The sequence below is a fragment of the Pseudomonas sp. S31 genome (assembly GCF_016648105.1).
Lineage (GTDB): Bacteria > Pseudomonadota > Gammaproteobacteria > Pseudomonadales > Pseudomonadaceae > Aquipseudomonas.
The window spans coordinates 1-25,240 of record NZ_JACVVE010000048.1 but is presented as its reverse complement, the minus strand read 5'-3'; the positions used below and the strand labels follow the sequence as shown (position 1 = coordinate 25,240).

The window sequence follows — 25,240 nt, the reverse complement described above, 5'->3', positions numbered from 1 at the left end:
GGCTCGCAAAGAAAAAACCGCACGCCGGCAAAGGCAGTGCGGTTCTTCTCGACAAGAAGCGTCGACTACAGCGTCTTAGACCTTGTGGCTGTTGACGTAGTCGATGGCCGCTTGAACGGTAGTGATCTTCTCGGCTTCTTCGTCAGGGATTTCGGTCTCGAATTCCTCTTCCAGAGCCATCACCAGCTCAACGGTGTCAAGCGAATCGGCACCCAGGTCATCGACGAAGGACTTCTCAGGAGTCACTTCCTCTTCCTTGACGCCCAGTTGCTCGGCGACGATTTTCTTGACGCGTTCTTCGATGGTGCTCATACCTAGTTTTCACTCCTAGTGGATATATGTCAGGCAGCTGGCCGGTGGCTAATTTTATAGAAAGACGTTCGCTTTTCAAGCTAAACGCATCTCAGCCTAGCCACCACGCCCCCTGCCTGGAATCTGGTTGCAGCTTTATAACGGATTTTAGGCTCGGAGTATGACTCTTTTTTTACCCAACCCGTCACATTGACTTGCGTTGTTACATGTACATCCCGCCGTTCACCGGCACGGTGGCGCCGGTAACGTAGGCTGCGCCGTCGGATGCCAGGAAGGAAACCACCTTGGCGATTTCCTCGGCCTGGCCCAGGCGGCCCAGCGGAATCTGGGTCTGCAGGGCTTCACGCTGCGCTTCTGGCAGCTCGCGGGTCATGTCGGTGTCGATGAAACCTGGGGTCACCGAGTTGACGGTAATGTTGCGCGAGCCGACTTCACGCGCCAGGGCGCGGCTGAAGCCTTCCAGCCCGGCCTTGGCGGCAGCGTAGTTGACCTGGCCGACGTTGCCCATGGCGCCGACGACCGAACCGATGCTGATGATACGACCCCAACGCGCCTTGGTCATGCCACGCAGCACGCCCTTGGACAGACGGTAGAGGCTGTTCAGGTTGGTGTCGACCACGTCGAACCACTCGTCGTCTTTCATGCGCAGCATGAGGTTGTCACGGGTGATGCCGGCATTGTTGACCAGGATCGCTGGCGCACCGAACTGCTCGCCGATGGCCGCGAGCACGGCGCTGACGGACTCGTCGCTGGTGACGTTGAGTTCCATGCCGGTGCCCTGGATGCCGTGCTCCTTGAGGGTGGCGGCAATGCGCTCGGCGCCCGAGGCGGACGTGGCGGTACCGATCACGATCGCGCCCTGGCGGCCCAGCTCGAGGGCAATGGCTTGGCCGATGCCACGGCTGGCGCCGGTGACCAGTGCTACTTTACCTTGCAGGCTCATGCAAGTTTCTCCAAATTCAGGCCAGCGCCGCACGGGTGGCGGCGACGGCGTCAGGGGTGTTGAGGTTGTAGGTGGTCACGCCATCGGCGCAACGCTTGTTCAGGCCTGCCAGCACCTTGCCCGGGCCGCATTCGACCAGATTGACCGCACCGTTCGCCGCAAGGGTCTGCACACACTCAACCCAACGTACCGGCTGATACAGCTGCGCCAGCAGGTCGTGCTTCAGGGCATCGAGGTCGGCAGCAACGGCAGCGGTGACGTTCTGCACCACCGGAATCGCCGGGGCCTTCCACTCGATGGCGTTGACCGCCTCGGCGAAGCGCTCGGCAGCGGGCTTCATCAGTGCGCAGTGCGACGGCACGCTGACCGCCAGCGGCAGGGCGCGCTTGGCGCCCTTGGCCTTGCATAGCTCGATGGCGCGGTCGACCGCAGCCTTGTTGCCCGCGATGACCACCTGGCCTGGCGAGTTGAAGTTCACCGCGCTGACCACTTCGTCTTCGGCGGCTTCGGCGCAGATTTCCACCACGACGGCGTCGTCCAGGCCAAGGATCGCGGCCATGGCACCATGACCGGCCGGTACCGCTTCCTGCATCAGCTGGCCACGGCGCTCTACCAGGCGCACGGCATCCTTCAGGCTGATGCTGCCAGCAGCGACCAGGGCGCTGTATTCACCCAGGCTGTGGCCGGCGACGAAGGCCGGCTGCGCGCCGCCCTCTTCCAGCCACAGGCGCCACAACGCGATGGACGCAGTGAGGATCGCCGGCTGGGTCTTGTCGGTTTGATTGAGTTGTTCTTCCGGGCCTTCCTGGACCAGTTTCCAGAGGTCGTAGCCCAGAGCCTCGGAAGCCTCCTTGAAGGTCTCGATGATCACCGGCTTTTCAGCGCCGAGTTCGGCGAGCATGCCCAGTGACTGGGAACCTTGACCGGGGAAGACGAATGCGAGGGATGCAGACATTGAACAAGCCCTTATGATCTTGTCGAATGGGGTGCGCCAAGCCATGGGCTGGACGCGGAATCTGATAGCTTGGATGGAGCTGCGGACCAAGCGGTCACATTTAAGCATTTCATGGCAGCTATGCCTAAGGCCTTTGTATTGCAGGCTACGGCAACAGGTCCTCCAGACGCCCATGCAGGCGCTGCGGGAGGTTTTCCTGGATCTCGATCAAGGCCCGTTGGATCGCACTCTGGAAACCCTGCACACCCGCCGAGCCATGGCTCTTGATGACGATGCCCTGCAACCCGAGAAAGCTCGCGCCATTGTGCCGCGCCGGGGCGAGGTCGGCCTGCAGCCGCTTGAGCAGGGGCATGGCCACGGCCCCGGCCAGGCGGGACAACGCCCCCCCCTTGAACAACTGCTCGATCCGCGCGCCGATCATGGTCGCCAGGCCTTCGCTGGACTTGAGCAGGATGTTGCCGACGAACCCGTCGCACACCACCACATCCGCCTCGCCACGGTACAGGCCATCGCCTTCGACGAAGCCGATGTAGTTGAGCCCGCGCGCGTTCTGCAACAGGCTGGCCGCCAGCTTGACCTGCTGGTTGCCCTTGATGTCCTCGGTACCGATGTTGAGCAGCGCCACTCGCGGCCGATGAATGCCCAGGGCCTGGGCGGCCACCGACCCCATGACGGCGAACTGGTAGAGGTTCTCGGCGCTGCAATCGACGTTGGCCCCCAGATCGAGCAACTGGCAATAACCCGCCTGGGTCGGGATTGCCGCGACCATGGCCGGTCGATCGATACCCGGCAGGGTCTTGAGCACGAAACGCGACAATGCCATCAGTGCCCCAGTATTGCCGGCACTGACACAGGCCTGGGCCTTGCCATCGCGCACCAGCTCGAGGGCGACGCGCATCGACGAATCCGGCTTGCCACGCAACGCCTGCGAGGGCCGCTCGTCCATGCCGATCACCTCCATGGCCGGCACGATTTGCAGGCGCGCGCGATCCGCAGCCGCTAGGCCACTGACAAGCTCTTCAAGGAGGGAGGGTTGACCGACGAGGGTCAGGTGCAGCGAGGGTGTAGCCGAAAGGCAGGCAATGCTAGCCTGGACAATGCTGCGGGGACCGAAGTCCCCGCCCATTGCGTCGATCGCGATGATCTGAGCGGACAAGGATTACTCGTCGGCGCCCTTGTCGACCACTTTGCGACCACGGTATACGCCTTCTGGCGAAACGTGGTGGCGCAGGTGTACTTCACCGGAGGTTTTGTCTACCGACAGCGCGTTTTCCGACAGGGCGTCGTGCGAACGGCGCATGTCACGGGCAGAGCGGGATTTTTTGTTCTGCTGAACAGCCATAATTGATTAACTCCTAAACGTTTGGGTCACGCTTTAACTGCGCCAAAACACTGAACGGGTTGGACCGCGATACCTCGTCCTTGCTCGATTCGGGCTCGTCTGCGCCCGCCGGCTGCTGGCATTCTTCCGGATGATGAGCAGGCACGATAGGCAAGGCGAGCAACAGCTCCTCCTCGACCAAGGCCTGCAGATCCAAAGGATCTTCGCCCAGTTCCAGCACGTCATAGCCTTTCGGCAACGACTGGGTATTCGCACCCTCCTTCACCACGGCGTATGTACATTCGCTGTGGATCGGCAGGGTGACCAGCTCAAGACAACGCTGGCAAACCATCTTGACTTCGACGTCCAGCTCGCTGTGGATAACCACCACGTGCTGTTCATCTCGTTCAAAATCGAACTTCGCCTGCACCGTACCGACATCGTCGGAAAGCGGGTCGCAGAGTCTTTCCAAATCAGCGAGTTGCAGCGAACCAGTGATGGTTACGCCACGATCGGCTAATTTGCGCGGGTCAACGTGAGGTGGAATCGGGTCATTCAACATAGGCGCAGCATTCTAGGGATGCCCCCCGCCCCTGTCAAAGGAAATTCGGCGGCATCGCGCATGTTAGAATCTGGTTCATCCGCCCAGGAGTCTACCATGCTTCCCCTGTTACTGGCTTCGAGCTCTGCCTACCGCCGCGAACTGCTGGCCCGCCTGCGCCTGCCCTTCGCCTGGGCAAGCCCCGACATAGACGAGCAGCGCCTGGATGACGAGCCGGCCATCGCCCTGGTTCGACGCCTCGCCCAGGCCAAGGCCGAGGCGCTGGCAGACCAATACCCCGGCCACCTGATCATCGGCTCCGACCAGGTGGCGGTGCTTGGCGAGCAGGTGCTGGGCAAGCCGCACACGTTCGAGCGAGCCTGCGAGCAGTTGCTGGAAGCGAGCGGGCAGCAGGTGACGTTCCTGACCGGGCTGGCGTTATTGAACAGCAGCACAGGGCGCTGCCAGGTCGATTGCGTGCCGTTCACGGTGACGATGCGCGAATTGGATCGGGAGCGTGTGGAGCGCTACGTGGCGGCGGAACAGCCACTGGATTGCGCAGGCAGCTTCAAGGCGGAAGGGTTGGGGGTGAGCCTGTTTCAGAGCACCCATGGCAGCGACGCCACCAGCTTGATCGGGCTGCCGTTGATTCGGTTGGTGGATATGCTGAGCCGGGAAGGTATGGTGATTCCTTAGCCTGGGTTGGGATTTTTGGCGCCTGTGAAATCGAGCGCCGCGCGGGCGGCGCTCGATCTGCGCGACACCGCCCCTCTCTAGGCAAACCCTCAGCGCAACTGCGGCCCCTGGAACCCCATCCACATGGCCAGGTGCTCAGCCACGCTGGCACCCAAACGCTTGGAGAAACGATCGAACGGCGACTCCTGAACGGTGAAGTCCACCAACTCCTTCTCACCGACGATATCCCGCGCCACATAACTGGCGCTGCCCAGGCCATCGACCAGGCCCAATGCCTTGGCCTGCTCGCCCGACCAGATCAGGCCGCTGAACAACTCGGGGTGCTCCTTGTCCTTGAGCCGCTCACCTCGCCCCTGCTTGACCATGGCAATGAACTGCTGGTGCGTGGTGTCCAGCACACTCTGCCAGAACGCGGTTTCCTCGGGCTTTTGCGGGGAAAACGGATCGAGGAAGGCCTTGTGCTCACCCGAGGTGTACGCACGCCGCTCGACACCTAGCTTCTCCATGGTGCCGACGAAGCCATAGCCTGCTGCGGTGACGCCGATGGAACCCACCAGGCTGGCCTTGTCGGCGTAGATCTCGTCCGCGGCGCTGGCAATGTAGTAGGCACCCGAAGCGCCAAGATCGGTGATGACCGCGTACAGCTTGATCTGTGGGTACTCGCCACGCAGGCGGCGAATCTCGTCATACACATAGCCAGCCTGGACCGGGCTGCCGCCCGGGCTGTTGATACGCAGCACCACGGCCTTGGTCTTGGGGTCCTTGAACGCTTCGCGCAGGCTCTTGATGATGTTGTCGGCGCTGGCCGCCTCCTGGTCGGCGATCACGCCGCGCACCTCGATCAGCGCAGTGTGGCTCGCACTGCGCGAGGCAGCCTTGTCCATGTTCGCCAGCGGCAGCAACAGAGCCAGGATGCCGAACAGGAAGAAGAACGTCAGCAGCTTGAAGAAAATCCCCCAGCGCCGGGCGCGACGCTGCTCCTGAACACTGGCCAGCAGGGTCTTCTCCAGCAGTTTCCAGCTTTTGCGCTCTTCGCGCTCCTCTGGGTCGGACTCGGGTGCCTTCCACTCGTCTGCCATGCTCACCTACCTTGGAATTGGAATTGCGCAGAACCGGCCAGCCACTCGCGTAGCTGGGAAAAATGCTCGATGCACACCTGCGGGCCGAACTCGGCCAACGCCTGCAACGACATGGCGCCGTAGCCGACGGCGACCGAATGCATGCCGGCGTTGCTGGCCATCTGCAAGTCGAACGCCGAATCTCCGACCATCAGCGCTCGGCCAGGTTCGACCCGGCAGTGCCCGAGGATTTCCTCGAGCATCAGCGGGTGCGGCTTGCCACGGGTTTCGTCGGCAGCGCGGGTAATGTCGAAGAATTGCTCCCAGCCATTGGCCTTGAGCACCCGGTCCAGGCCGCGACGCGCCTTGCCGGTGGCCACCGCCAGGCGGTAGCCCTCGGCCCGGAAGGCGTCCAGCGACTCGACCACGCCCTCGAACAACGGCGAAGGCTGCTGATCGAGGGCCGTATAGACATCGGCGTAGTGCTGGCGAAACACCGCCACCTGATGCGCATCCAGATGCGGATAGAGGACCGAGATGGCCTCGCTCAAGGCCAGGCCGATGATGCCCTTGATCGCATCTTCCTGGCACGGCGCCTCGCCCGCGCGCTCGGCGGAGACGTTCATCGCCTCGACGATACGGCCAACGGAGTCGGCCAGGGTGCCGTCCCAGTCGAAGATCAGCAGCTGGTAGTCAGGTCGCACTCAGACGCTCCACGGTCTTGGCCCAGACGTCGTCGACCGGGGCCTCCAGCTTGAGCTCGCCGCCATCTGGCAGCGGCACGGTCAGGGCATAGGCATGCAGGAACAGGCGCTTGCCGCCCAGCTCGCGAATCTCGCGGCTGAAGTCCTCGTCGCCGTACTTGCTGTCGCCGGCGATCATGTGCCCGGCATGCAGGGTGTGCACGCGGATCTGGTGGGTACGCCCGGTGATCGGCCGCGCCTCGACGATGGTGGCGAACTCGCCGAAGCGGCGCAGCACGCGGAACATCGTCAGCGCCTCCTTGCCCTCGTCGTTGACTTCGACCATGCGCTCGCCAGAGCGCAGGTTGCTCTTGAGCAACGGCGCGTTGACCTGTTTCTTCGCGGTCGGCCAATGCCCGCGCACCAGCGCCATGTAGCGCTTGTCGACGCCATCGCCACGCAGCGCGGCGTGCAGATGACGGAGCATGCTGCGCTTCTTGGCGATCATCAGCAGGCCCGAGGTGTCGCGGTCAAGCCGGTGCACCAGCTCGAGCTCCTTGGCATCGGGGCGCAGCTGACGCAATGCCTCGATCACGCCGAAGCTCAGGCCGCTGCCGCCGTGCACGGCGATGCCGGCCGGCTTGTTCATCACGATCAGCGCCTTGTCTTCGTAGACGATCGCCGCCTCGAGGCGCTGCAGCAGCCCCTGGGCAACCGGTGCCGGCTCGTCGCGCTCGGGCAGACGGACGGGCGGCACCCGCACGATGTCGCCGGCCTGCAGCTTGTACTCGGGCTTGATACGGCCCTTGTTGACCCGAACTTCGCCTTTGCGCAGGATGCGGTAGACCAGGGTCCTGGGCACGCCCTTGAGCGCCGTGATGAGGAAATTGTCGATGCGTTGGCCGGCAAGCTCCGGCGCGACTTCGATCAGCTGAACGCCGGAAGTCGGGGGGGTATTGGTCGTCATGGCGGGATCATAACAATTTTTTATGGAATTGAAGCACTTAATCATTACTGCTATAGTCGCGAACGCCGCCAAAAGCGGCAGGCCAGCGGAACCAGGCCCTCGGCCGGCCCCTGACCATCGCAATTCTCCAGGACGCGAGGCCGTCCTACGGGGTTTTCGCCAGTTTAACGAATTGCCTGGAATCACCACCAGCGCCGTGTAGAGAAGACCGAAAAAAAACGACAAGTGCGGTGTTTCACCTGCTTACCCGCTTCTTTTCGCCGTACCTCTGCCCGCCTCGATGCTTCCACGCAACGCCGGGCGAATGCTTCGGAAATACCTGCCTTGGACATGAATGGTCGTCAGCGCGGTAGCGCGCTGGCGAAAAATGCAACCCGTTGCGGATTCAGCGCGCGGCAGCACCCGAATTATCAGGGATACGTGCAGGGTGGAGATGCACAGCCCTCGGACCGTGTAGCACCGCGTCCGGCCACCGGCCCACTGACATTGCCGGCGAGCGGATAAGGTCCTGAAAAGATGCCCTCGGGCGTCCACGGCTGACGGTTGATTCCTCCTCCTGACTGAGTGCACGAGGCCGGCAAGTTGATTCGGTTATCGATCGGATAACGCATCAGTTGGCGCAAGGCCTCGTTGGCACCGCAGCAAACAGGACGCGTCGTCGCGACAACGGCAGGCTGGGCAACCGGCTGGTGCCGAACGTCGCCAGACACGGGGGTGGCCCGGCTACCCTTTGCGCACCTTGGCACCGACCATTGAGAAGTCGTGTGTGCCGAACGCCGTTTCCGGCAGCCCGGAAACCGACGGTACAACATGAAAAGAATGCTGATTAACGCAACTCAACCCGAAGAGTTGCGTGTAGCCCTGGTGGACGGCCAACGTCTCTACGACCTGGACATCGAGTCCGGCGCCCGTGAGCAGAAAAAGGCCAACATCTACAAGGGCAAGATCACCCGCATCGAACCCAGCCTCGAAGCCGCCTTCGTCGACTTCGGCTCCGAACGTCACGGCTTCCTGCCGCTGAAAGAAATCTCCCGCGAATACTTCAAGAAGTCCCCGGAAGGCCGCGTCAACATCAAGGACGTGCTCAGCGAAGGCCAGGAAGTCATCGTCCAGGTCGAGAAGGAAGAGCGTGGCAACAAAGGCGCCGCCCTCACCACCTTCATCAGCCTGGCCGGCCGCTACCTGGTACTGATGCCCAACAACCCGCGTGCCGGCGGCATTTCCCGTCGCATCGAAGGCGAAGAGCGCAACGAGCTGCGCGAAGCGCTCAACGGCCTGACCGTACCAGGCGACATGGGCCTGATCGTGCGCACTGCCGGCCTTGGCCGCAGCAGCGAAGAAATGCAGTGGGACCTCGACTACCTGCTGCAGCTGTGGAGCGCCATCAAGGAAGCGTCCGAAGACCGCGTCGCACCGTTCCTGATCTACCAGGAAAGCAACGTCATCATCCGCGCCATCCGCGACTACCTGCGCCAGGACATCGGCGAAGTGCTGATCGACAGCATCGACGCCCAGGAAGAAGCCCTGACCTTCATCCGCCAGGTGATGCCGCAGTACGCCAGCAAGGTCAAGCTGTACGAAGACAGCGTCCCGCTGTTCAACCGTTTCCAGATCGAAAGCCAGATCGAAACCGCCTTCCAGCGCGTGGTCGACCTGCCGTCCGGCGGCTCGATCGTGATCGACCCGACCGAGGCCCTGGTTTCCATCGACATCAACTCGGCGCGCGCCACCAAGGGCAGCGACATCGAGGAAACCGCCCTGCAGACCAACCTGGAAGCGGCCGAGGAAATCGCCCGCCAGTTGCGCCTGCGTGACATCGGCGGCCTGATCGTCATCGACTTCATCGACATGACCCCGGCGAAGAACCAGCGCGCCGTCGAAGAGCGCGTGCGCGAATGCCTCGAGGCCGACCGCGCCCGCGTGCAGGTAGGCCGCATCTCGCGCTTCGGCCTGCTGGAAATGTCCCGTCAACGCCTGCGTCCGTCGCTGGGCGAAAGCAGCGGCATCGTCTGCCCACGCTGCTCGGGCACCGGCATCATCCGTGACGTCGAGTCGCTGTCGCTGGCGATCCTGCGCCTGATCGAGGAAGAAGCCCTCAAGGACCGCACCGCCGAAGTCCGCGCCCAGGTGCCGATCCCGGTGGCGGCCTTCCTGCTCAACGAGAAGCGCAACTCGATCACCAAGATCGAACTGCGCACCCGTGCGCGCATCATCATCCTGCCGAACGATCATCTGGAAACCCCGCACTTCGAAGTCCAGCGCCTGCGCGACGACAACCCGGAAGTGCTGAACAACCAGTCCAGCTACGAGATCGCCGCAGCCGAGGCCGAAGAAGCGCCGCAGCCGACCGCCACCCGCACCCTGGTGCGCCAGGAAGCGGCCGTGAAGACCGCCCCGGCCCGTGCCAACGCGCCAGTACCGGCCAGCGCCGAAGAGCCGCAGCAAGCCGCAGCCGCCCCTGCCCCGGCACCGAGCGCGCCTGAGCCGAGCCTGTTCAAGGGCCTGGTGAAGTCGCTGGTCAGCCTGTTCGCCGGCAAGGACGAACCTGCCGCCGCTGCTCCTGCCGTGAGCACCGAGAAGCCTGCCGCCGAGCGCCCGCAGCGCAACGAGGAGCGCCGCAACGGTCGCCAGCAGAGCCGCAACCGCAACGGCCGCCGCGACGAGGACCGCAAGCCGCGCGAAGAACGTGCCGAGCGCGCCCCGCGTGAAGAGCGCCAGCCCCGCGAAGAGCGCGCTCCGCGTGAAGAACGCGCCCCACGCCAGCCCCGCGAAGACCGCCGCGGCAACCGTGGCGAAGAGCGTGTGCGCGAACTGCGCGAGCCGCTGGATGCCGCACCGGCCGCCCGTGAAGAACGCCAGCCGCGCGAAGAGCGTGCACCACGTGACGAACGCGTAGCCCGTGAAGAGCGTGCCCCGCGTGAAGAACGTGCCCCACGTGAAGAACGCGCACCTCGCGAAGAACGTGCTCCACGTGAAGAGCGCGCGCCTCGCGAAGAACGTGCGCCGCGTGAAGAACGCGCACCTCGCGAAGAACGTGCTCCACGTGAAGAGCGTGCACCTCGCGAAGAGCGTGCTCCGCGTGAAGAACGTGCACCTCGTGAAGAACGTGCCCCACGCGAAGAGCGAGCCCCCCGCCCTCCACGCGAAGAACGCCAGCTGCGCCCAGTCGATGAGGCCGCCGAACAGGCTGCAGAACTCGCCGAGGAGCAACTGCCGAACGAAGAGGCACTGCAGGATGAGCAGGAAGGTGCCGATGGCGAGCGCCCACGTCGCCGCTCCCGTGGCCAGCGTCGTCGCAGCAACCGTCGTGAACGCCAGCGCAACGCCAATGGCGAGCTGATCGAGGGTAGCGAGGAAGAAGGCAACGAAGAGCAGCCACAACAGCACCAGGCCACCGAGCTTGGTGCCGAACTGGCCGCCGGCCTTGCCGTCACCGCCGCCGTCGCCACCAGCAACATCAGCGCAGGTGCCGAAGCCGAAGCCAACCAGCAGGCCGAACGCGCCAGTGCCGACGCCGTGACCACCGACAGCAGCGAAGCCGCCCAGCCGGTCGAGCAGACCGAAGGGGTTGCCGAATCGGTTGTCCCGGTCGAGGAAGTGGCCATCGCCCCCGTGGTCGAGCAGCCGGTCAGCGAGCCGGTCGCCGTAGTCGAAGCCAGCGCCGAGCCAGTGGTCGAAGTCGCCCCTCAGCCGGTCGTCGAAGCAGCACCTGTCGCCGAGCCGGAAGTGGTTGCCGAAGCGCCGGTCGAAGCCCCTGCCGTCGAGGCGCCTGCAGAGGCCCCGGTCGTGGAAGGTGGTGAGGCCGAGAAGGCACCGGTCGTGGTCGAAGAAGCGCCGGCTGCCGAGCAGCCTGTCGCGGTCATCGAAGCACAGCCGGAAGTGGTTGCCGAGCCGGCTCCGGTGGTCGAAGTGGCCGCTCCGGTCATCGCCGAGCCGGCTCCGGTCGAAGAAGCACCGGCAGTGGTCGAAGCCACTACCGTGATGCTGCCCAACGGCCGCGCGCCGAACGACCCACGTGAAGTGCGTCGCCGCAAGCGTGAAGCCGAAGCCGCCGCCAAGGCAGCCCAGGAAGCTGCCGAGCCAGCGCTGGAAGCTGCCGATGAGCACAAGCCTCATTGATAGCTGACGCAGAATGAAAAAGCCCCGCCAGTGCGAACTGGCGGGGCTTTTTCTTGGGCGGGGGGTTTGCCTGTTCCGGCCTCTTCGCGGGTGAACCCGCTCCTACAGGTACCCCGCTTGCTTCAGAACCTGTAGGAGCGGGTTTACCCGCGAAGAGGCCGGGCGAGGCAGTGCAATCAGTAGAGGTTGGGCTCCATCTCCAGCTCCACCCCAAACCGCTCGAAGATATCCGCCTGGATCCGCTGCGCCAGCTCATGCAGCTGCGCGCCACTCGCCTGGCCATGGTTGACCAGCACCAGCGACTGCAACCGGTGCACGCCGGCATCGCCATCGCGATAGCCCTTCCATCCGGCCTGCTCGATCAACCAGCCTGCAGCCAGTTTCACCTGGCCATCGACCTGTGGATAAGCCACCACGCCCGGATACTGCGTGCGAATGGCCTCGACCCGCTCGGCCGACACCACTGGGTTCTTGAAGAAACTCCCGGCATTGCCCAGCTCGGCCGGATCCGGCAGTTTTTCCCGGCGAATGCTGCAGATGGCATCGCTGATCGCCTGGGCGGTCGGCTGCTGCACGCCCTGCTCCGACAGGCGCTGGCGCACCGGGCCGTAGTCCAGGTGGGCCTGCAGCGCCTGGCTGAGGGCAAAACGCACGCGCAGGATCAACCAGCGCCCTGGATTGCGCTTGAATAGGCTGTCTCGATAACCGAAGGCACAGGCCTGTAGATCGAAGTCGCGCAGCTCACCGGTTTCCCGGTCCAACGCGGTGAGCCCGGCGAATACATCCTTGATCTCGACGCCGTAGGCACCGACGTTCTGCATCGGCGCCGCGCCTACGGTACCTGGGATCAGGCTGAGGTTTTCCAGGCCACACAGGCCTTGCTCCAGCGACCACTGGACGAAGGGATGCCAGGGCTCGCCCGCTTCGGCCTCGACCACCACCTGCTCGCCATCAACGCCCAGCACGCGGCGGCCGCGGCTAGCCATGTGCAGCACCAGCGCATCGATATCTCGGGTCAGCAGCAGGTTGCTGCCACCACCGATCACGAACACCGCGATACCCCGCCGACGCGCTTCGGCCAAGGCCTCTCGCACTTCGTCATCATTGTGTGCCTGGGTGAAATACCGGGCTTTCACATCGATGCCGAAGGTGTTGTAGGGCTTGAGCGAGACCTGCTCCTGCCACACCGCCGTCATAGCCGCCCCTTGATTTCGACCACCAGTTCGCGGCACGCCGCCTCGATCAGGTCGAGCACCTGCTCGAAGCCTTCGGCGCCGCCGTAGTACGGATCGGGCACTTCGTCGAGGGCCGCGCCATAGCGGCGCAGGAACAGGTCCAGCTCGCCGGTCGCAGTGTGCGGGCGCAAGGCACGCAGGTGGCCAAGATTGCTTTCGTCCATGGCCAGGATCAGGTCGTACTCGAGAAAATGCGCCGCCTTGACCTGCTGGGCGCGCTGCGCCGACAGGTCGTAGCCACGCCCCAGAGCCGCCTGGCAGGTACGGCTGTCAGGCGCCTTGCCGATGTGCCAGTCGCCGGTGCCGGCCGAGGCCACATGCACCTGCCCGGCCAGGCCGGCAGCCTGCAATTGGTGGCGCAGCACGCCTTCGGCAGTGGGCGAGCGGCAGATGTTGCCCAGGCAGACGAACAGGATGCGCATCAGGCCTCCAGCAGGCGCCGCACGCGCTCAAGGTCTTCCGGGGTGTCGACGCCCACGGCCGGAGCCTCGATCGCGTCCTCGACGTGAATACGCACACCGTGCCATAGCGCACGCAGCTGCTCCAGCGCCTCAGTCTGCTCGAGCCAGCACGGCCCCCAGCCGACGAAGTCCTGGAGGAAACCCACGCGATAGGCATACATGCCGATGTGGCGGCGATAGGGCACGCCTTCCGGCAACGCATCGCGCGCCTTGGCGAAGGCATCCCGGGCCCACGGCAGCGGCGCACGACTGAAGGTCAGGGCCAGGCCGTTCTTGTCGCTGATCACCTTCACAGCGTTAGGGTTGAACACGGTTTCCGGCTCATGGATCGGCTCGGCCAGGGTGGCGATCCCGGCTTCGGGGTGAGCGGCCAGGTTGGCCGCCACCTGGTCGATGATCACCGGCGGGATCAGCGGCTCGTCCCCTTGCACGTTGACCACGATAGCGTCAGCCGGCAGGCCCAGGTGCGCAGCGACTTCAGCCAGGCGGTCGGTGCCCGACTCGTGGTCGGCACGGGTCAGCAGCACCTCGGCGCCGAACGCCTCGCAGGCCTCGACAATGCTGGCATCGTCGGTGGCGATGACCACGCGGCTGGCGCCGCTCTTGCGCGCCTGCTCCCAGACGTGCTGGACCATCGGCTTGCCGGCGATCGCCAGCAGGGGCTTGCCCGGCAGGCGCGTGGAGCGCAGGCGGGCAGGAATGACCACGGTGAAGTTCACGCTCATTTGTCCAGGCGCTCGTCGTCGGTCAAGGTGCGCGCCTCGCTTTCCAGCATCACCGGGATGCCGTCGCGGATCGGGTAGGCCAGGCCCGCGCCCTTGCTGATCAGCTCGGTCTTGTCGGCGCTGAGCTTGAGCGGGCCCTTGGTGATCGGGCAGGCCAGGATGTCGAGCAGTTTGGTGTCCATGGAAGCGTCCTTGAGGCCAGTTGGCCGGAAATTGAATGAGGGCTCAGGGCTGCTGCTGGTTGGCCAGCAGGCGCTGCAGCTGGATGTCGAACCAGGCGGCGAAGGCCGGCGTCGGCTGCGCCTCGACCGCCAGGTACCACCAGTCGTCGGCGGCGAAAGCCCGGCATTTCACCGCGTCCTTCTCGGTCATGACCAACGGCAGCGATGGGCTGAACGCCAGGCGCTCAGCGGAAAACTCCGCGTGATCGGCAAAGGGATGCGGCACCGGCTGCCAGTTTAGCGCCAGCAGGGTGTTGAAGAAACGCTGCGGGTTGCCGATGCCGGCCACGGCGTGCAACTGCTGGCCTGCCGGGAACAGGTCGAGGCCACGGCGCTCGCCACTGCGCAGGTTGACCAGCGCCGAGGGCTGCAGGCGCAAGCCGAAGCCCTCGGCACAGTCTTCGCTGGCGCCGTTGAACAGCACCGCATCGGCCTCCTGCAGGCGTTCGACCGGCTCGCGCAGCGGCCCGGCCGGCAAGCAACGGCGATTGCCGAGGCCACGGGCCGCGTCGATCAGCACCAGTTCCAGGTCACGGGCCAGGCGGTAATGCTGCATGCCGTCGTCGCACAGGATCAGGTCCAGCGGCTCGCTGGCCAGCAGCGCCTGCACGGCGCGCGAGCGGTCGGGGTCGATCATCAGCGGCACGTCGGTGCGCTGGACGATCAGCAAGGGTTCGTCGCCGGCCTGCTCGGCACTGTGCGCGGCTCGCACACGCCAGGGCAACTGCGGCGGCTTGGCGCCATAGCCACGGCTGACCACGCCGACCTTGAGGCCCTGCTGGCGGCAGTGCTCGATCAGCCAGAGGATCATCGGGGTCTTGCCGGTACCGCCGACGGTGATGTTGCCGACCACGATGACTGGCACCGGCGCCCGGTAGCTGGCGCTTTCACCGCTGAGAAAACGCGCGCGCTTGCGCGTGACCACGCGCCGGTACAAGGCCTCGAGCGGGCGCAGCACGGCCAGCGCCGGGTGCCCGGCGTACCAGGCGGCAAGCAGGCGGTCGGCAAACGCCATCAAGGAGTCCCCTGGGCAGCCTCGACGGTGGTCATGCGCAGGTGGCTGAAGCCGAGCTTGCCGGCGGCATCCATTGCAGTGATCACGGCCTGGTGCGGCGTCTTGCCGTCGGCGCTGATGGCGAGCGGCAGCGTGTTGTCACCGCCGGACTCGCGCTCGATCGCTTCGGTCAGGGTACCCAGATCGCTCTTGGGCAGCAGGTGGTTGTTCACCGAGTACACGCCGTCGGCGCTGATGGTGACCTCTACCAGCTTGCCCTGGTCGGCCGGCGCCTGCTCGGCGCTGGCCGCCTCGGGCAGCTCGACACGCAGCTGGGTCTCGCGGGTGAAGGTGGTGGTGACCACGAAGAACAGCAACAGGACGAACACCACGTCGATCAGCGACGCGAGGTTGATGTCGACGTTCTCCCGTTGGCGATTGCGCCGGAACTTCACGCCTTGCCTCCGGCCACTTCGACTTCGCGATCGCCCTGCAGCACCTCGACCAGCTTGATCGCCTCCTGCTCCATGCCCACCACCAGCTCATCGATGCGGCGCAACAGGAAACGATGGAAGAACACCGCCGGGATACCGACCATCAGGCCGGCCGCGGTGGTGACCAGGGCCTTGGAGATACCACCGGCGAGCACCGCGGCGTTGGCGGTCATCTGCGAGCCCATGAAGGCGCTGAAGATGTCGATCATGCCCAGTACGGTGCCCAGCAGGCCCAGCAGCGGGGCCATGGCGGCGATGGTGCCGAGGGTGCTGATGTAGCGCTCGAGTTCGTGGATGACCCGTGAGGCGGCTTCCTCGATGCACTCCTTCATGATCTCGCGGCCATGGCGCGAGTTGGCCAGGCCCGCCGCGAGGATCTCGCCCAACGGCGAGTCGGCGCGCAGGGCCTTGAGCTTGTCACTGGTGAGTTGCTTGTCCTTGATCCACATCCACACCTGGCCCAGCAGGTGCGGCGGCGTCACGCGGCTGGCGCGCAGGGTCCACAGGCGCTCGACGACGATAGCCATGGCGGCGATGGAACTCAGAATGATCGGCAGCATCATCCAACCACCGGACTTGACCAATTCCCACACAGTAAGCGCCCCTCTGAAAAAGGCCGACACTCTAACATAGGCGCGCGGGGGGCTCATCTGCCGGAGGTCAGGGAATTAGCTCTCGGTGGCTGACAGGGCCCTTTCGCGGGTAAACCCGCTCCTACAGCCGTCGCGCAGGCCCTGTAGGAGCGGGTTTACCCGCGAAAGGGCCCTGTCAGCCACCACTTTCATTACGCCAGTATCGGCGCTGCCGACCTACACCCTCGACCTTTCCATGGCTCCCCAACACCAGCCGCAACGCCCCCTCCACCGCCGTGTCATGCACCCTCAAGCCATGCCGCCGATAACGCTCGATGACCTGCGCATGCGGGTGCCCGAAGCCGTTGTTGCGCCCCCGCGAAATCAACACCCCATGCGGCGCCGTGGCGCGGATGAAGGCCTCGGTGGAAGATGTGCGGCTGCCATGATGCGGGGATTGCAGCCAGTCGATTTCGGTCGTCTCGGCCGCCGCCATCCAGGCCTGCTCGGCTCCGGCCTCCATATCCCCGGCCAGCAGCAGGCGCTCGCCCTGCGCCTCGACCAGCAGCACGCAGGAGCGGTCGTTGCTGCCCTGCCCTTCAGGCCAGCGCCACAACGAGAAATACACACCGTCCCACTCCCAGCGCTGGTCATTGGCACACGCCTGAGCGCCCAGTGCGCCAGGTAAGGCCTCAGCTTCGCCACTGAGCACACGGCCCACCGGCAGCCCCCGCGCAACGGCCTGCGCACCACCTGCATGGTCCGCGTGGGCATGGCTGATCAGCATGACGTCCAGCTGCCTGAGCCCCAGCTTGCGCAAGGTCGGCAGCACCACCCGCTCGCCCAGGTCGGTGTCGCCGCGCACCGGTCCGGCATCGTAGAGCAGGCTGTGGTTGCGGGTGCGCAGCAGCACCGCCAGCCCCTGGCCGACATCCAGCTGCCAGACCTCTATCTGCCCGAGCGGTACGCTATCCCTGGGCACCCAAAGCGCCAGCAGCAGGATCCCGCCGAGCCCGCGCAACGGCACACCACGCGGCAGCAACAGCAACACCGCGCCCAGGCCTACCAGGAGCCACGCCCACAACGGCAAGGCCGGCGGCACCCAGGCCGGGCGCCAGGCAGCCACCACCGCGAGCCCTTCGAACAACAGGTGCAACAGGCTCCCGGCCAACCACAGCAAGCCCTCGCCAACCGCCCCCAGGGGCAGCAGCACGGTGCCCAGCAGCGCCAGCGGCAACACCGCGAGACTGATCCAAGGCACCGCCACCAGGTTGACCAGCGGAGCACTGAGGCTGACCGGCAGGCCCGTGACCAGCAACACCGGCAGCAGCCCGATCGCGATCACCCACTGGGCACGGCTCCAGGCCTGCCAGGGCCGCCAGCCACCCAGACGACCACTGAAACAGAACACCAACGTGGCCACTGCAGCGAACGACAACCAGAACCCTGGCAACAATGGCGCCAGCGGTTCGAACAGCAACACGGCGACCAGCGCCATCAACAACGGCTGGCTTGCCCCCAGGTGACGAAAACGCAGGCGCCAGGCCAGCACCACCGCCAGCATCAGGCAGGCGCGCTGCACCGGCACGCCCCACCCCGCCAGCCAGCCGTAGGCCAGGGCCGCCGCCAGCGACATGGCACAGGCACAGGGCAACCAGGGCAGCGAACGCGGCCAAAGGCCCCAGCGCGCCAGGCCGGCCACCAGGACGTACAACAAGCCGGCGACCAAGCCGATGTGTTGCCCGGAAATCACCAGCAGGTGCACCGTGCCGGTGGCTTGCAACACCTGCCAGTCGTCGCGGGCCAGGCCGGCACCGTCGCCTAGCACCAAGGCCACCAGCGCCATCTCGCGCCCCTGGGCATCAACGGCCAGCAGACGCTGGCGCAAGGCGTCGCGCCACCCCGGCGCCTGGGCCTCGAGCAGTTGGCCAGCCTTGACCGTGCCGGTGGCGCCGATGCGCCGCGCCAGCAGCTGGGCCTGGCGGTCGGGCCCGTGGGGGTTGAGCAGCCCGGCCGGGCGCTGCAGGGTAACGGCCAGCCGCCAGCGCTCCCCGGCGCGGATCGACGGGCCGTCGAACCAGTTCAGTTGCAAACGTTGCGGCAGTTCGGCGCGGCGCGACCAAGGCTGCTCCAGTTCGAAGCGCACGCTCTGGCCAGTGCGGCTCGGCAGGCCGATCACCCGACCTTCCAGCCATAGGGTGCGGCCCTCCAGCGCGGGCACCAGGCGGTCATTCAGGGCCTGTTGAGCCGACCAGCAGGCCCAGCACAGCCCCAATGCTGCGCAGCCCAGCGGCCATAGCCGGGTAGCCAGGCAGGCCAAGGCGCTGCACAACAACAGCAAAAGCCATCCATCCGATGGCAGCTCGGGGAACAGGCTCAGGCTCAACAGCCCGAGCGCCAGCGCCAACATCCCTGTGCGCATAGAGGTAGAGCTCCAGAAGCGAAATCGCTTACTGAGGCATAGCGCAAATGGTCGCGGGGTTCGTTCAACAATTGTCACAAACTCTGAACGAGGGCGTCTTTGAATCAAGGCATACTGCGGCAATACCGCTCGGGGAGCCTACATGCCGCGCCGCCTTTTCAAACGCTACATGCCGGATCCGACCAGCATCCGAGAACACAAGTCCCTGCGCTTCTTCGGCCGGCTTCTGCATGACCCGAACCTCTGGCACCTGAACCGCCACTCGGTGGCACGGGCCATGGGCGTAGGCCTGTTCGCGGCGCTGATCCCGATGCCGGCGCAGATGCTGCTGGCCGCCGCGCTGGCCATCCCGGTGCGCGGTAACCTGCCGATCGCGGTGAGCCTGGTATGGCTGACCAACCCACTGACCATGCCGCCGGTTTTCTTCGTCACCTACATGACCGGCGCCTGGTTGATGCAGGTGCCGCCACGCACCCTACCCGACGAACTGACCTTCCAATGGATCACCGACCAGCTGTCGACGCTGTGGCAGCCCTTCCTGCTCGGCTCGGTGGTGTGTGGCGTGGTGCTTGGCGTCCTTGGCTACTTCGCCACCATGCTCTACTGGCGCTGGTGGGTAGGCCGGCAGTGGCGGCGCCGCCAATGCCGGTGCAAGGTGTCAGGCGCGCATGCCGCGGCCGCTGACCAGCAGGCGGACGCACAGCAGGTAGAGCACCGCGGTGGCCACCAGCATGAAGGTGATCGCCGTGCCGATGCTGATATCCGACACCCCTAGGATGCCGTAGCGGAACGAGTTGACCATGTGCAGCACCGGGTTGGCCAACGACACCGCCTGCCAGAACGGCGGCAGCAGGTTGATCGAGTAGAACACCCCGCCCAGGTAGGTCAGCGGCGTGAGCACGAAGGTCGGGATGATCGAGATGTCGTCGAAGTTACGCGCGAACACCGCGTTGACGAAGCCCAGCAGCGAGAAGATGGTCGCCGTCAGCAGCACCACGATCACCGTGATCCCCAGGTGATGCACCTGCAGGTGGGTGAAGAACAGCGACAGGATGGTCACGATCACGCCCACCGCCAGGCCGCGCAACACGCCGCCCAGTACATAGCCGATGAGGATGGTGTGCGGCGAGACCGGCGAAACCATCAATTCTTCGATCGAGCGTTGGAACTTGCTGCCGAAGAAGCTCGACACCACGTTGCCGTAGGAGTTGGTGATCACCGACATCATGATCAGCCCCGGCACGATGTACTCCATGTAGGTGAAGCCACCCATGTCGCCAATCTGCCGGCCAATCAAGTTACCGAAGATGACGAAGTACAGGACCATGGTGATCGCCGGCGGCAGCAGGGTCTGCGGCCAGATGCGCAGGAAGCGCCGCACTTCGCGGTAGACGATGGTGTTCAGGGCGACCCAGTTGGTGCGCAGTTCCACACTCATACGGCCACCTTCGACAGGTTTTTTTCCACCAGGGACACGAACAGCTCCTCGAGTCGGTTGGTCTTGTTGCGCAGGCTTTGCACCTCGATGTTCTGCAGGGCCAGCTGGCCGAACAGCGCGGTGATGCCGATGTCCTTGTCCACCTGCACTTCCAGGCTGTGCGGGTTGATCAACCGGCACGGGTAGCCCTGCAGCACCGGCGCGGCGGGCAGGTCGTGCTTGAGGTCGAGGACGAAGGTCTCGACATGCAGCTTGCCCAGCAGTTGGCGCATGCTGGTGTTCTCGACGATGGTGCCGTGGTCGATGATGCCGATGTTGCGGCACAGCTGTTCGGCTTCCTCGAGGTAGTGGGTGGTGAGGATGATGGTGATGCCCTTCTGGTTGAGCTCGGTGAGGAAGCTCCACATCGAACGGCGCAGCTCGATGTCCACTCCGGCGGTCGGCTCGTCGAGGATCAGCAGACGCGGCTCGTGAATCAGCGCGCGGGCGATCATCAGACGGCGCTTCATGCCACCGGACAACGAACGCGACGGCACGTCGCGCTTGTCCCACAGGCCCAGCTGGGTCAGGTACTGCTCGGCGCGAGCCTTGGCCACCTTGGGCGGGATGCCGTAGTAGCCGGCCTGGGTCACGACGATGTCGAAGCACTTCTCGAACTGGTTGAAGTTGAACTCCTGCGGCACCACGCCCAAGCAGCGCTTGAGCGCGGCGGGCTCGCGGTCGAGGTCATGGCCGAACACGTTGACCGTGCCGCTGGTCTTGTTGACCAGGGTCGAGAGGATGCCGATGGTGGTGGACTTGCCGGCGCCGTTGGGGCCGAGCAAGGCGAAGAAGTCGCCTTCGGCGACGTCCAGGTCGATGCCCTTGAGGGCCTGGAAGCCGTTGCCGTAGGTCTTGGTCAGCTGTCGAATGGACAGGGCGGAACTCATAGCGGGTCACTTACCGAGGGAAAGGGTGCGGGACACGCCAGATCGGGTCACTGGCGCAGTGAGTACGGCCATGGTGCAAGCCCTGGCCGCACAAGTACAGTCACGTCTATTGATAGTGACTATCGAAATAGCCGGGGTGTTCGATCAGGTCAGCGCGGTCATCACCGCCGCCTGGTACGCCGGACGCGCCTTGAGGCGTTCGTACCAGGCTTCCAGATGATGCATCGCCGGGCGCTCGATGGGCATCTCGAACCAGGCATAGATGAAGCTGCCCAATGGGATGTCGCCCATGCCGATCTGGTCACCGGAAAGATACGGCTGTTTGGCCAGGGTTTCGTCGGCGATGGCCAGCAGTTGCAAGCACTGCTTGTGCGCAGCGTTGATCGCCACCCAGTCACGCTGGTCTTCCGGGGTGCGCAGCAAGCCCCAGAACAGCGGGCGGAACGGCGCGGCGAAAGAAGAGGTGGTCCAGTCCATCCATTTGTCGGCCAGGGCGCGCTGGCGTGGGTCGTCGAGGTACCAGCCCTGCTCCGCGCCATATTCGGCACACAGGTAGCGGACGATGGTGTTGGATTCCCACAGGGTCAGGTCACCGTCCTCGAGCATCGGCACCAGGCCGTTGGGATTGCGCGAGCGGTAGTGCGGCTCGTCGACCACACCGAAGGCGCCACCGGCGTCGATCGATTCGAATTCCAGGCCCAGTTCGTGGGCGATCCACAGAGCCTTGCGTACGTTGCTCGAATTCTTGCGGCCCCAGATTTTCAGCATGGCGACGTCCTTATGAAATGCGGAGGGTGGCACAGTCTACTCCAGAGTTTTGTCGCCTGTACCGGCCTCTTCGCGGGTGAACCCGCTCCTACACGATCGAGCTGGACCTGGGGGCGGTGATACCCCTGTAGGAGCGGGTTTACCCGCGAAGAGGCCGACACAGGCAAACGATGCCCTGAAACTCCCACCGCCACACCCTGTCACTGTTCAGACCCTGCCGTTCGCAGCGTTGCGTCTAAGCTCTGTACGACGGCTCAAGCCCTAGGCTCCATGGAGGATCGAATATGTTGCTGTTGTGGTTGGTAGTGCTGGTGATCGGCGCGGCGTACCTCACGCACCGGCGCCTGGCGCCCTTGCAGATACTGGGCATCCTCGCGGCCTATGTGCTGCTGATGGGCATTTTCAGCAGCGCCCCCGGTTGGCTGCTGACCCTGCTGTGGCTGGTGCTGGCTCTCAAGATCGCCCTGGTGGCCCTGCCGCAATGGCGGCAGAAGGTGTTCAGCGCACCGGTGTTCAAGTGGTTCCAGCGCACTCTGCCGCCAATGTCGCAGACCGAGCGCGAAGCCATCGATGCCGGCACCGTGTGGTGGGACGGCGAGCTGTTCAGCGGTCGCCCGGACTGGCACACCCTGCTGGCCTACCCGGCACCGAAGCTCAGCGAAGAAGAACAGGCCTTCATCGATGGCCCGACCGAAGAACTCTGCGCCATGGTCAGCGACTGGCAGATCGGCCAGGATCTCGACCTGCCGCCCGAAGCCTGGGCGCACATCAAGTCGAATGGTTTTTTTGCCCTGATCATCCCCAAGGAATATGGCGGTAAGGGCTTCAGTGCCTATGCCCACTCGCAGGTCGCCATGAAGCTGGCCACCCGCAGCGGCGATCTCGCCTCCACGGTGATGGTGCCCAACTCTCTGGGGCCCGCCGAGCTGCTGCTGCACTACGGCACCGACGAGCAACGCAACCACTACCTGCCGCGGCTGGCCCGGGGCGAAGAGATCCCCTGCTTCGCCCTCACCGGCCCCCTGGCCGGCTCCGACGCCGGCGCCATGCCCGATACCGGGGTCATCTGCAAAGGCCAGTGGCAGGGTGAAGAGGTCATCGGCCTGCGCCTGAACTGGGAGAAGCGCTACATCACCCTGGGCCCGGTGGCCACCCTGCTGGGCCTGGCGTTCAAGGCCTATGACCCCGAGCACCTGCTGGGCGAGCAGGAAGAACTGGGCATCAGCCTGGCGCTGATCCCCACCGACACCCCCGGCGTCGAGATCGGCAAGCGCCACCTGCCGCTGGGCGCGGCCTTCATGAACGGCCCCAACAGCGGCAAGGACGTGTTCGTGCCGCTGAGCTTCCTGATCGGCGGCCAGGCCATGCTCGGCAAGGGCTGGATGATGCTGATGAACTGCCTGTCGGTGGGCCGCTCGATCTCCCTGCCGGCGGTCGGTACCGGCGCGGCCAAGTACACCAGCCTGGTCACCGGCCAGTACGCCAGCATCCGCGAACAGTTCAACGTGCCGCTGGCGGCATTCGAGGGCATCCAGGAATCGCTGGCGCGCATCGGCGGCAACGCCTGGCTGATGGACAGCGCCCGCCTGCTCACCGCCAAGGCCGTGGACCTGGGCGAAAAGCCCTCGGTGCTGTCGGCGATCCTCAAGTACCACCTCACCGAGCGTGGCCGCGAATGCATCCAGCACGCCATGGACGTGCACGGCGGCAAGGGCATCATCATGGGCCCCAACAACTACCTGGGCCGCAACTGGCAAGGGGCGCCGATCTTCATCACCGTCGAGGGCGCCAACATCCTCTCGCGCAACCTGATGATCTTCGGCCAGGGCGCGATCCGTTGCCATCCGTTCGTGCTCAGGGAAATGGCCCTGGCTGGCCGTCAGGACCACGACCAGGCACTGCGCGAATTCGACGACCTGCTCATGAAGCACATCATGTTCGCTGCCGGCAATGCCGCCAGCACGTTCATCCACGGCATCGGCCTGGGCCGCCTGGAGAAGGTACCCGGCGATGCCCTGAGCCAGGGGTACTTCCATGCGCTGAACCGCCAGGCCGCCGCGTTCGCCATGCTGGCCGACCTGTCGATGATGCTGCTCGGCGGCGCGCTCAAGCGCCGCGAACGCCTCAGTGCGCGGCTGGGTGACGTGTTGAGCTACCTGTACCTCTCCAGCGCCGCCCTCAAGCGCTATCACGACCTGGGTTCGCCGGAGCACATGCGCCCGCTGCTGCGTTGGGCGATGGAAGAAAGCCTCGGCCAGGCGGAAAACGCCCTGGACCGCTTGCTCGACAACTTCCCCAACCGCTTCGTCGGTTGCGCCCTGCGCGTGCTGGTATTCCCCTTCGGCCGTCGAAACACCGGGCCGAGCGACGAACTGGATGCAGAGGTGGCTGAGTTGATCGGTCGCCACAAAGGCGACCCAGCCCTCGAGGAATTGCTCGCCGGCTGCTTCCGCCCCCAGGCCGAGGGCGACCCGGTGGCAGCCCTGCAACGCGCCAGCGACCTGTTGGACGAAGCGGTACCGCTGCACAAGGCACTGCACCAGGCGCTCAAGGAAGGCCGGGTGAAGCCGACGCCTGGCCAGTCGGCCATCGACGCGGCGATCGAGGCGGGTGTGCTGCAGGTGGCTGACGGGCAACGCTTGCAGGCAGCCGAGGCGGCACGACGGACGGTGATCGATGTGGATGCGTTCGACAAGGAGCAGTTGCTGCCAGAACAGGGCAAAGTGCGCTGAGCCAAAGGGCCGCTTTGCGGCCCTCCTTCCCCTACCTCGCCCCAACCGGCGTATACTCCGCCCCCGTTTCAACCACCCCGAGGACCGCCACCATGGCCAACCCCCACCTGGAATACCACCTGCAACTGCTGAACCATCTGCGCACCATCCTGGTGGCACTGGGTGAAGCCGAACAGGTACCGGAGGAAAGCCACGCCCTGTTCCTCGAGCGCTTCGACGAACTGCTCACCCTCCTGCCACAGGACCCACTGGAAAGCCAGTACCTGGGCCAGGACCTGATCTGCCAGGTGATCCAGCGCTACCCGCAGATCGCCCACCTGGTGCCACGCGACCTGCTGTGGTTCTTCGCTGGCGACTGCCTGCACTTCATGCCCGATGAAGAACTCGAGCTGTACCAACAGTTGGAGGAACGCCGCTACGAGGCCGAGCAGAATGGCGAGCCGTTCGACTGGAACCTGGAAAAGCAGCTGCTGAGCGCGCAACAAGGCCCTGCCAGCACGCATTGACGCAATGCCCGTACGCTGCGATGACACCATCGCAGCATCGAGCGCCCCCTGGAGACAGGCAAAAAAAACGCCACCTCGTAAGAGATGGCGTTTTCTGATTTGGAGCGGGAAACGAGACTCGAACTCGCGACCCCGACCTTGGCAAGGT

The 25,240-nt window shown here is 65.0% G+C and carries 24 protein-coding genes and 1 pseudogene; 5 read left to right on the top strand and 20 right to left on the bottom strand.

From position 1 onward, the window contains the following. Positions 1–75: 75 nt before the first annotated feature. The 6 genes from acpP to IAE37_RS25085 all read right to left on the bottom strand — a co-directional run bounded on the left by acpP (position 76) and on the right by IAE37_RS25085 (position 4,093). Positions 76–312, bottom strand: coding sequence for an acyl carrier protein (gene acpP, locus IAE37_RS25110; RefSeq protein WP_201178069.1), 237 nt, complete (start codon positions 310–312; stop codon positions 76–78). A 202-nt stretch (positions 313–514) separates the two neighbouring features. Further along, positions 515–1,255, bottom strand: a complete 741-nt coding sequence (gene fabG / locus IAE37_RS25105; protein ID WP_136913578.1) for a 3-oxoacyl-ACP reductase FabG — start codon at positions 1,253–1,255, stop codon at positions 515–517. Positions 1,256–1,271: 16 nt separating this feature from the next. After that, the gene (fabD, locus tag IAE37_RS25100; RefSeq protein WP_201178067.1) at positions 1,272–2,210 is read right to left on the bottom strand and encodes an ACP S-malonyltransferase; all 939 of its coding nucleotides are present in this window, start codon (positions 2,208–2,210) and stop codon (positions 1,272–1,274) included. Positions 2,211–2,355: 145 nt separating this feature from the next. Continuing rightward, the gene (plsX, locus tag IAE37_RS25095; protein WP_201178065.1) at positions 2,356–3,366 is read right to left on the bottom strand and encodes a phosphate acyltransferase PlsX; all 1,011 of its coding nucleotides are present in this window, start codon (positions 3,364–3,366) and stop codon (positions 2,356–2,358) included. A 3-nt stretch (positions 3,367–3,369) separates the two neighbouring features. Continuing rightward, on the bottom strand, positions 3,370–3,552 hold the full coding sequence (gene rpmF / locus IAE37_RS25090) for a 50S ribosomal protein L32 (protein WP_201178063.1): 183 nt from the start codon (positions 3,550–3,552) through the stop codon (positions 3,370–3,372). 13 nt (positions 3,553–3,565) lie between these two features. Further along, positions 3,566–4,093 (bottom strand): YceD family protein, encoded by a 528-nt coding sequence (locus IAE37_RS25085; RefSeq protein WP_133332004.1) that lies wholly within the window; start codon positions 4,091–4,093, stop codon positions 3,566–3,568. Positions 4,094–4,189: 96 nt separating this feature from the next. Here IAE37_RS25085 and IAE37_RS25080 point away from each other — a divergent pair, with 96 nt between their 5' ends. Next, entirely contained in the window at positions 4,190–4,768 is a 579-nt protein-coding gene (locus tag IAE37_RS25080; RefSeq protein WP_201178061.1) for a Maf family protein, read from the top strand. Between the two features lie 89 nt (positions 4,769–4,857). On the opposite strand, the gene sppA is transcribed toward IAE37_RS25080, so the two are convergent. The 3 genes from sppA to rluC are packed head-to-tail and all read right to left on the bottom strand — an operon-like array spanning position 4,858 to position 7,476. Further along, positions 4,858–5,847 carry a signal peptide peptidase SppA gene (sppA, locus tag IAE37_RS25075; RefSeq protein ID WP_201178059.1) on the bottom strand — a complete coding sequence of 330 codons (990 nt, stop codon included), beginning with the start codon at positions 5,845–5,847 and terminating at the stop codon, positions 4,858–4,860. Between the two features lie 2 nt (positions 5,848–5,849). Further along, positions 5,850–6,530, bottom strand: coding sequence for an HAD family hydrolase (locus IAE37_RS25070; protein WP_201178057.1), 681 nt, complete (start codon positions 6,528–6,530; stop codon positions 5,850–5,852). Continuing rightward, the gene (gene rluC, locus IAE37_RS25065; RefSeq protein WP_201178055.1) at positions 6,520–7,476 is read right to left on the bottom strand and encodes a 23S rRNA pseudouridine(955/2504/2580) synthase RluC; all 957 of its coding nucleotides are present in this window, start codon (positions 7,474–7,476) and stop codon (positions 6,520–6,522) included. Before rluC ends, IAE37_RS25070 begins: the two co-directional genes overlap by 11 nt. Positions 7,477–8,286: 810 nt before the next feature. On the opposite strand from rluC, the gene rne reads away from it, so the two are divergent. Then, positions 8,287–11,595 carry a ribonuclease E gene (rne, locus tag IAE37_RS25060; protein ID WP_442967866.1) on the top strand — a complete coding sequence of 1,103 codons (3,309 nt, stop codon included), beginning with the start codon at positions 8,287–8,289 and terminating at the stop codon, positions 11,593–11,595. Between the two features lie 176 nt (positions 11,596–11,771). Here the strand turns inward: rne and murB are convergent, their stop codons facing one another. The 8 genes from murB to IAE37_RS25020 form a co-directional block, all read right to left on the bottom strand. Beyond that, on the bottom strand, positions 11,772–12,791 hold the full coding sequence (gene murB, locus IAE37_RS25055; RefSeq protein ID WP_201178051.1) for a UDP-N-acetylmuramate dehydrogenase: 1,020 nt from the start codon (positions 12,789–12,791) through the stop codon (positions 11,772–11,774). Beyond that, on the bottom strand, positions 12,788–13,252 hold the full coding sequence (locus tag IAE37_RS25050) for a low molecular weight protein-tyrosine-phosphatase (RefSeq protein WP_201178048.1): 465 nt from the start codon (positions 13,250–13,252) through the stop codon (positions 12,788–12,790). Before IAE37_RS25050 ends, murB begins: the two co-directional genes overlap by 4 nt. Beyond that, entirely contained in the window at positions 13,252–14,016 is a 765-nt protein-coding gene (gene kdsB / locus IAE37_RS25045) for a 3-deoxy-manno-octulosonate cytidylyltransferase (RefSeq protein ID WP_201178045.1), read from the bottom strand. Before kdsB ends, IAE37_RS25050 begins: the two co-directional genes overlap by 1 nt. Then, entirely contained in the window at positions 14,013–14,198 is a 186-nt protein-coding gene (locus IAE37_RS25040; RefSeq protein ID WP_003247142.1) for a Trm112 family protein, read from the bottom strand. The genes kdsB and IAE37_RS25040 overlap by 4 nt, the downstream gene beginning before the upstream one ends. 43 nt (positions 14,199–14,241) lie before the next feature. Further along, a complete protein-coding gene (lpxK, locus tag IAE37_RS25035) occupies positions 14,242–15,252 on the bottom strand; it encodes a tetraacyldisaccharide 4'-kinase (protein WP_201178043.1) in 1,011 nt (336 codons plus the stop codon). Further along, entirely contained in the window at positions 15,252–15,686 is a 435-nt protein-coding gene (locus IAE37_RS25030) for an ExbD/TolR family protein (protein ID WP_201178040.1), read from the bottom strand. Before IAE37_RS25030 ends, lpxK begins: the two co-directional genes overlap by 1 nt. Beyond that, positions 15,683–16,318 carry a MotA/TolQ/ExbB proton channel family protein gene (locus tag IAE37_RS25025; protein ID WP_028690976.1) on the bottom strand — a complete coding sequence of 212 codons (636 nt, stop codon included), beginning with the start codon at positions 16,316–16,318 and terminating at the stop codon, positions 15,683–15,685. The genes IAE37_RS25030 and IAE37_RS25025 overlap by 4 nt, the downstream gene beginning before the upstream one ends. A 175-nt stretch (positions 16,319–16,493) precedes the next feature. Then, a complete protein-coding gene (locus IAE37_RS25020) occupies positions 16,494–18,719 on the bottom strand; it encodes a DNA internalization-related competence protein ComEC/Rec2 (RefSeq protein ID WP_201178029.1) in 2,226 nt (741 codons plus the stop codon). 142 nt (positions 18,720–18,861) lie between these two features. Between IAE37_RS25020 and IAE37_RS25015 the strand changes: the two are divergent. Then, positions 18,862–19,368, top strand: a pseudogene (locus IAE37_RS25015) (DUF2062 domain-containing protein); the annotation flags it as partial. 9 nt (positions 19,369–19,377) lie between these two features. On the opposite strand, the gene IAE37_RS25010 reads toward IAE37_RS25015, so the two are convergent. From IAE37_RS25010 to IAE37_RS25000, 3 genes are all read right to left on the bottom strand, one after another. Beyond that, on the bottom strand, positions 19,378–20,157 hold the full coding sequence (locus IAE37_RS25010; RefSeq protein ID WP_201178024.1) for an ABC transporter permease: 780 nt from the start codon (positions 20,155–20,157) through the stop codon (positions 19,378–19,380). Continuing rightward, on the bottom strand, positions 20,154–21,086 hold the full coding sequence (locus IAE37_RS25005; protein ID WP_201178022.1) for an ABC transporter ATP-binding protein: 933 nt from the start codon (positions 21,084–21,086) through the stop codon (positions 20,154–20,156). Before IAE37_RS25005 ends, IAE37_RS25010 begins: the two co-directional genes overlap by 4 nt. 144 nt (positions 21,087–21,230) lie before the next feature. Next, positions 21,231–21,854, bottom strand: coding sequence for a glutathione S-transferase (locus tag IAE37_RS25000; protein ID WP_201178020.1), 624 nt, complete (start codon positions 21,852–21,854; stop codon positions 21,231–21,233). A 284-nt stretch (positions 21,855–22,138) separates the two neighbouring features. Here IAE37_RS25000 and IAE37_RS24995 point away from each other — a divergent pair, with 284 nt between their 5' ends. Beyond that, positions 22,139–24,586, top strand: a complete 2,448-nt coding sequence (locus IAE37_RS24995; protein WP_201178018.1) for an acyl-CoA dehydrogenase — start codon at positions 22,139–22,141, stop codon at positions 24,584–24,586. Between the two features lie 92 nt (positions 24,587–24,678). Then, the gene (locus IAE37_RS24990; protein ID WP_201178016.1) at positions 24,679–25,092 is read left to right on the top strand and encodes a PA2817 family protein; all 414 of its coding nucleotides are present in this window, start codon (positions 24,679–24,681) and stop codon (positions 25,090–25,092) included. Positions 25,093–25,240: the final 148 nt, after the last annotated feature.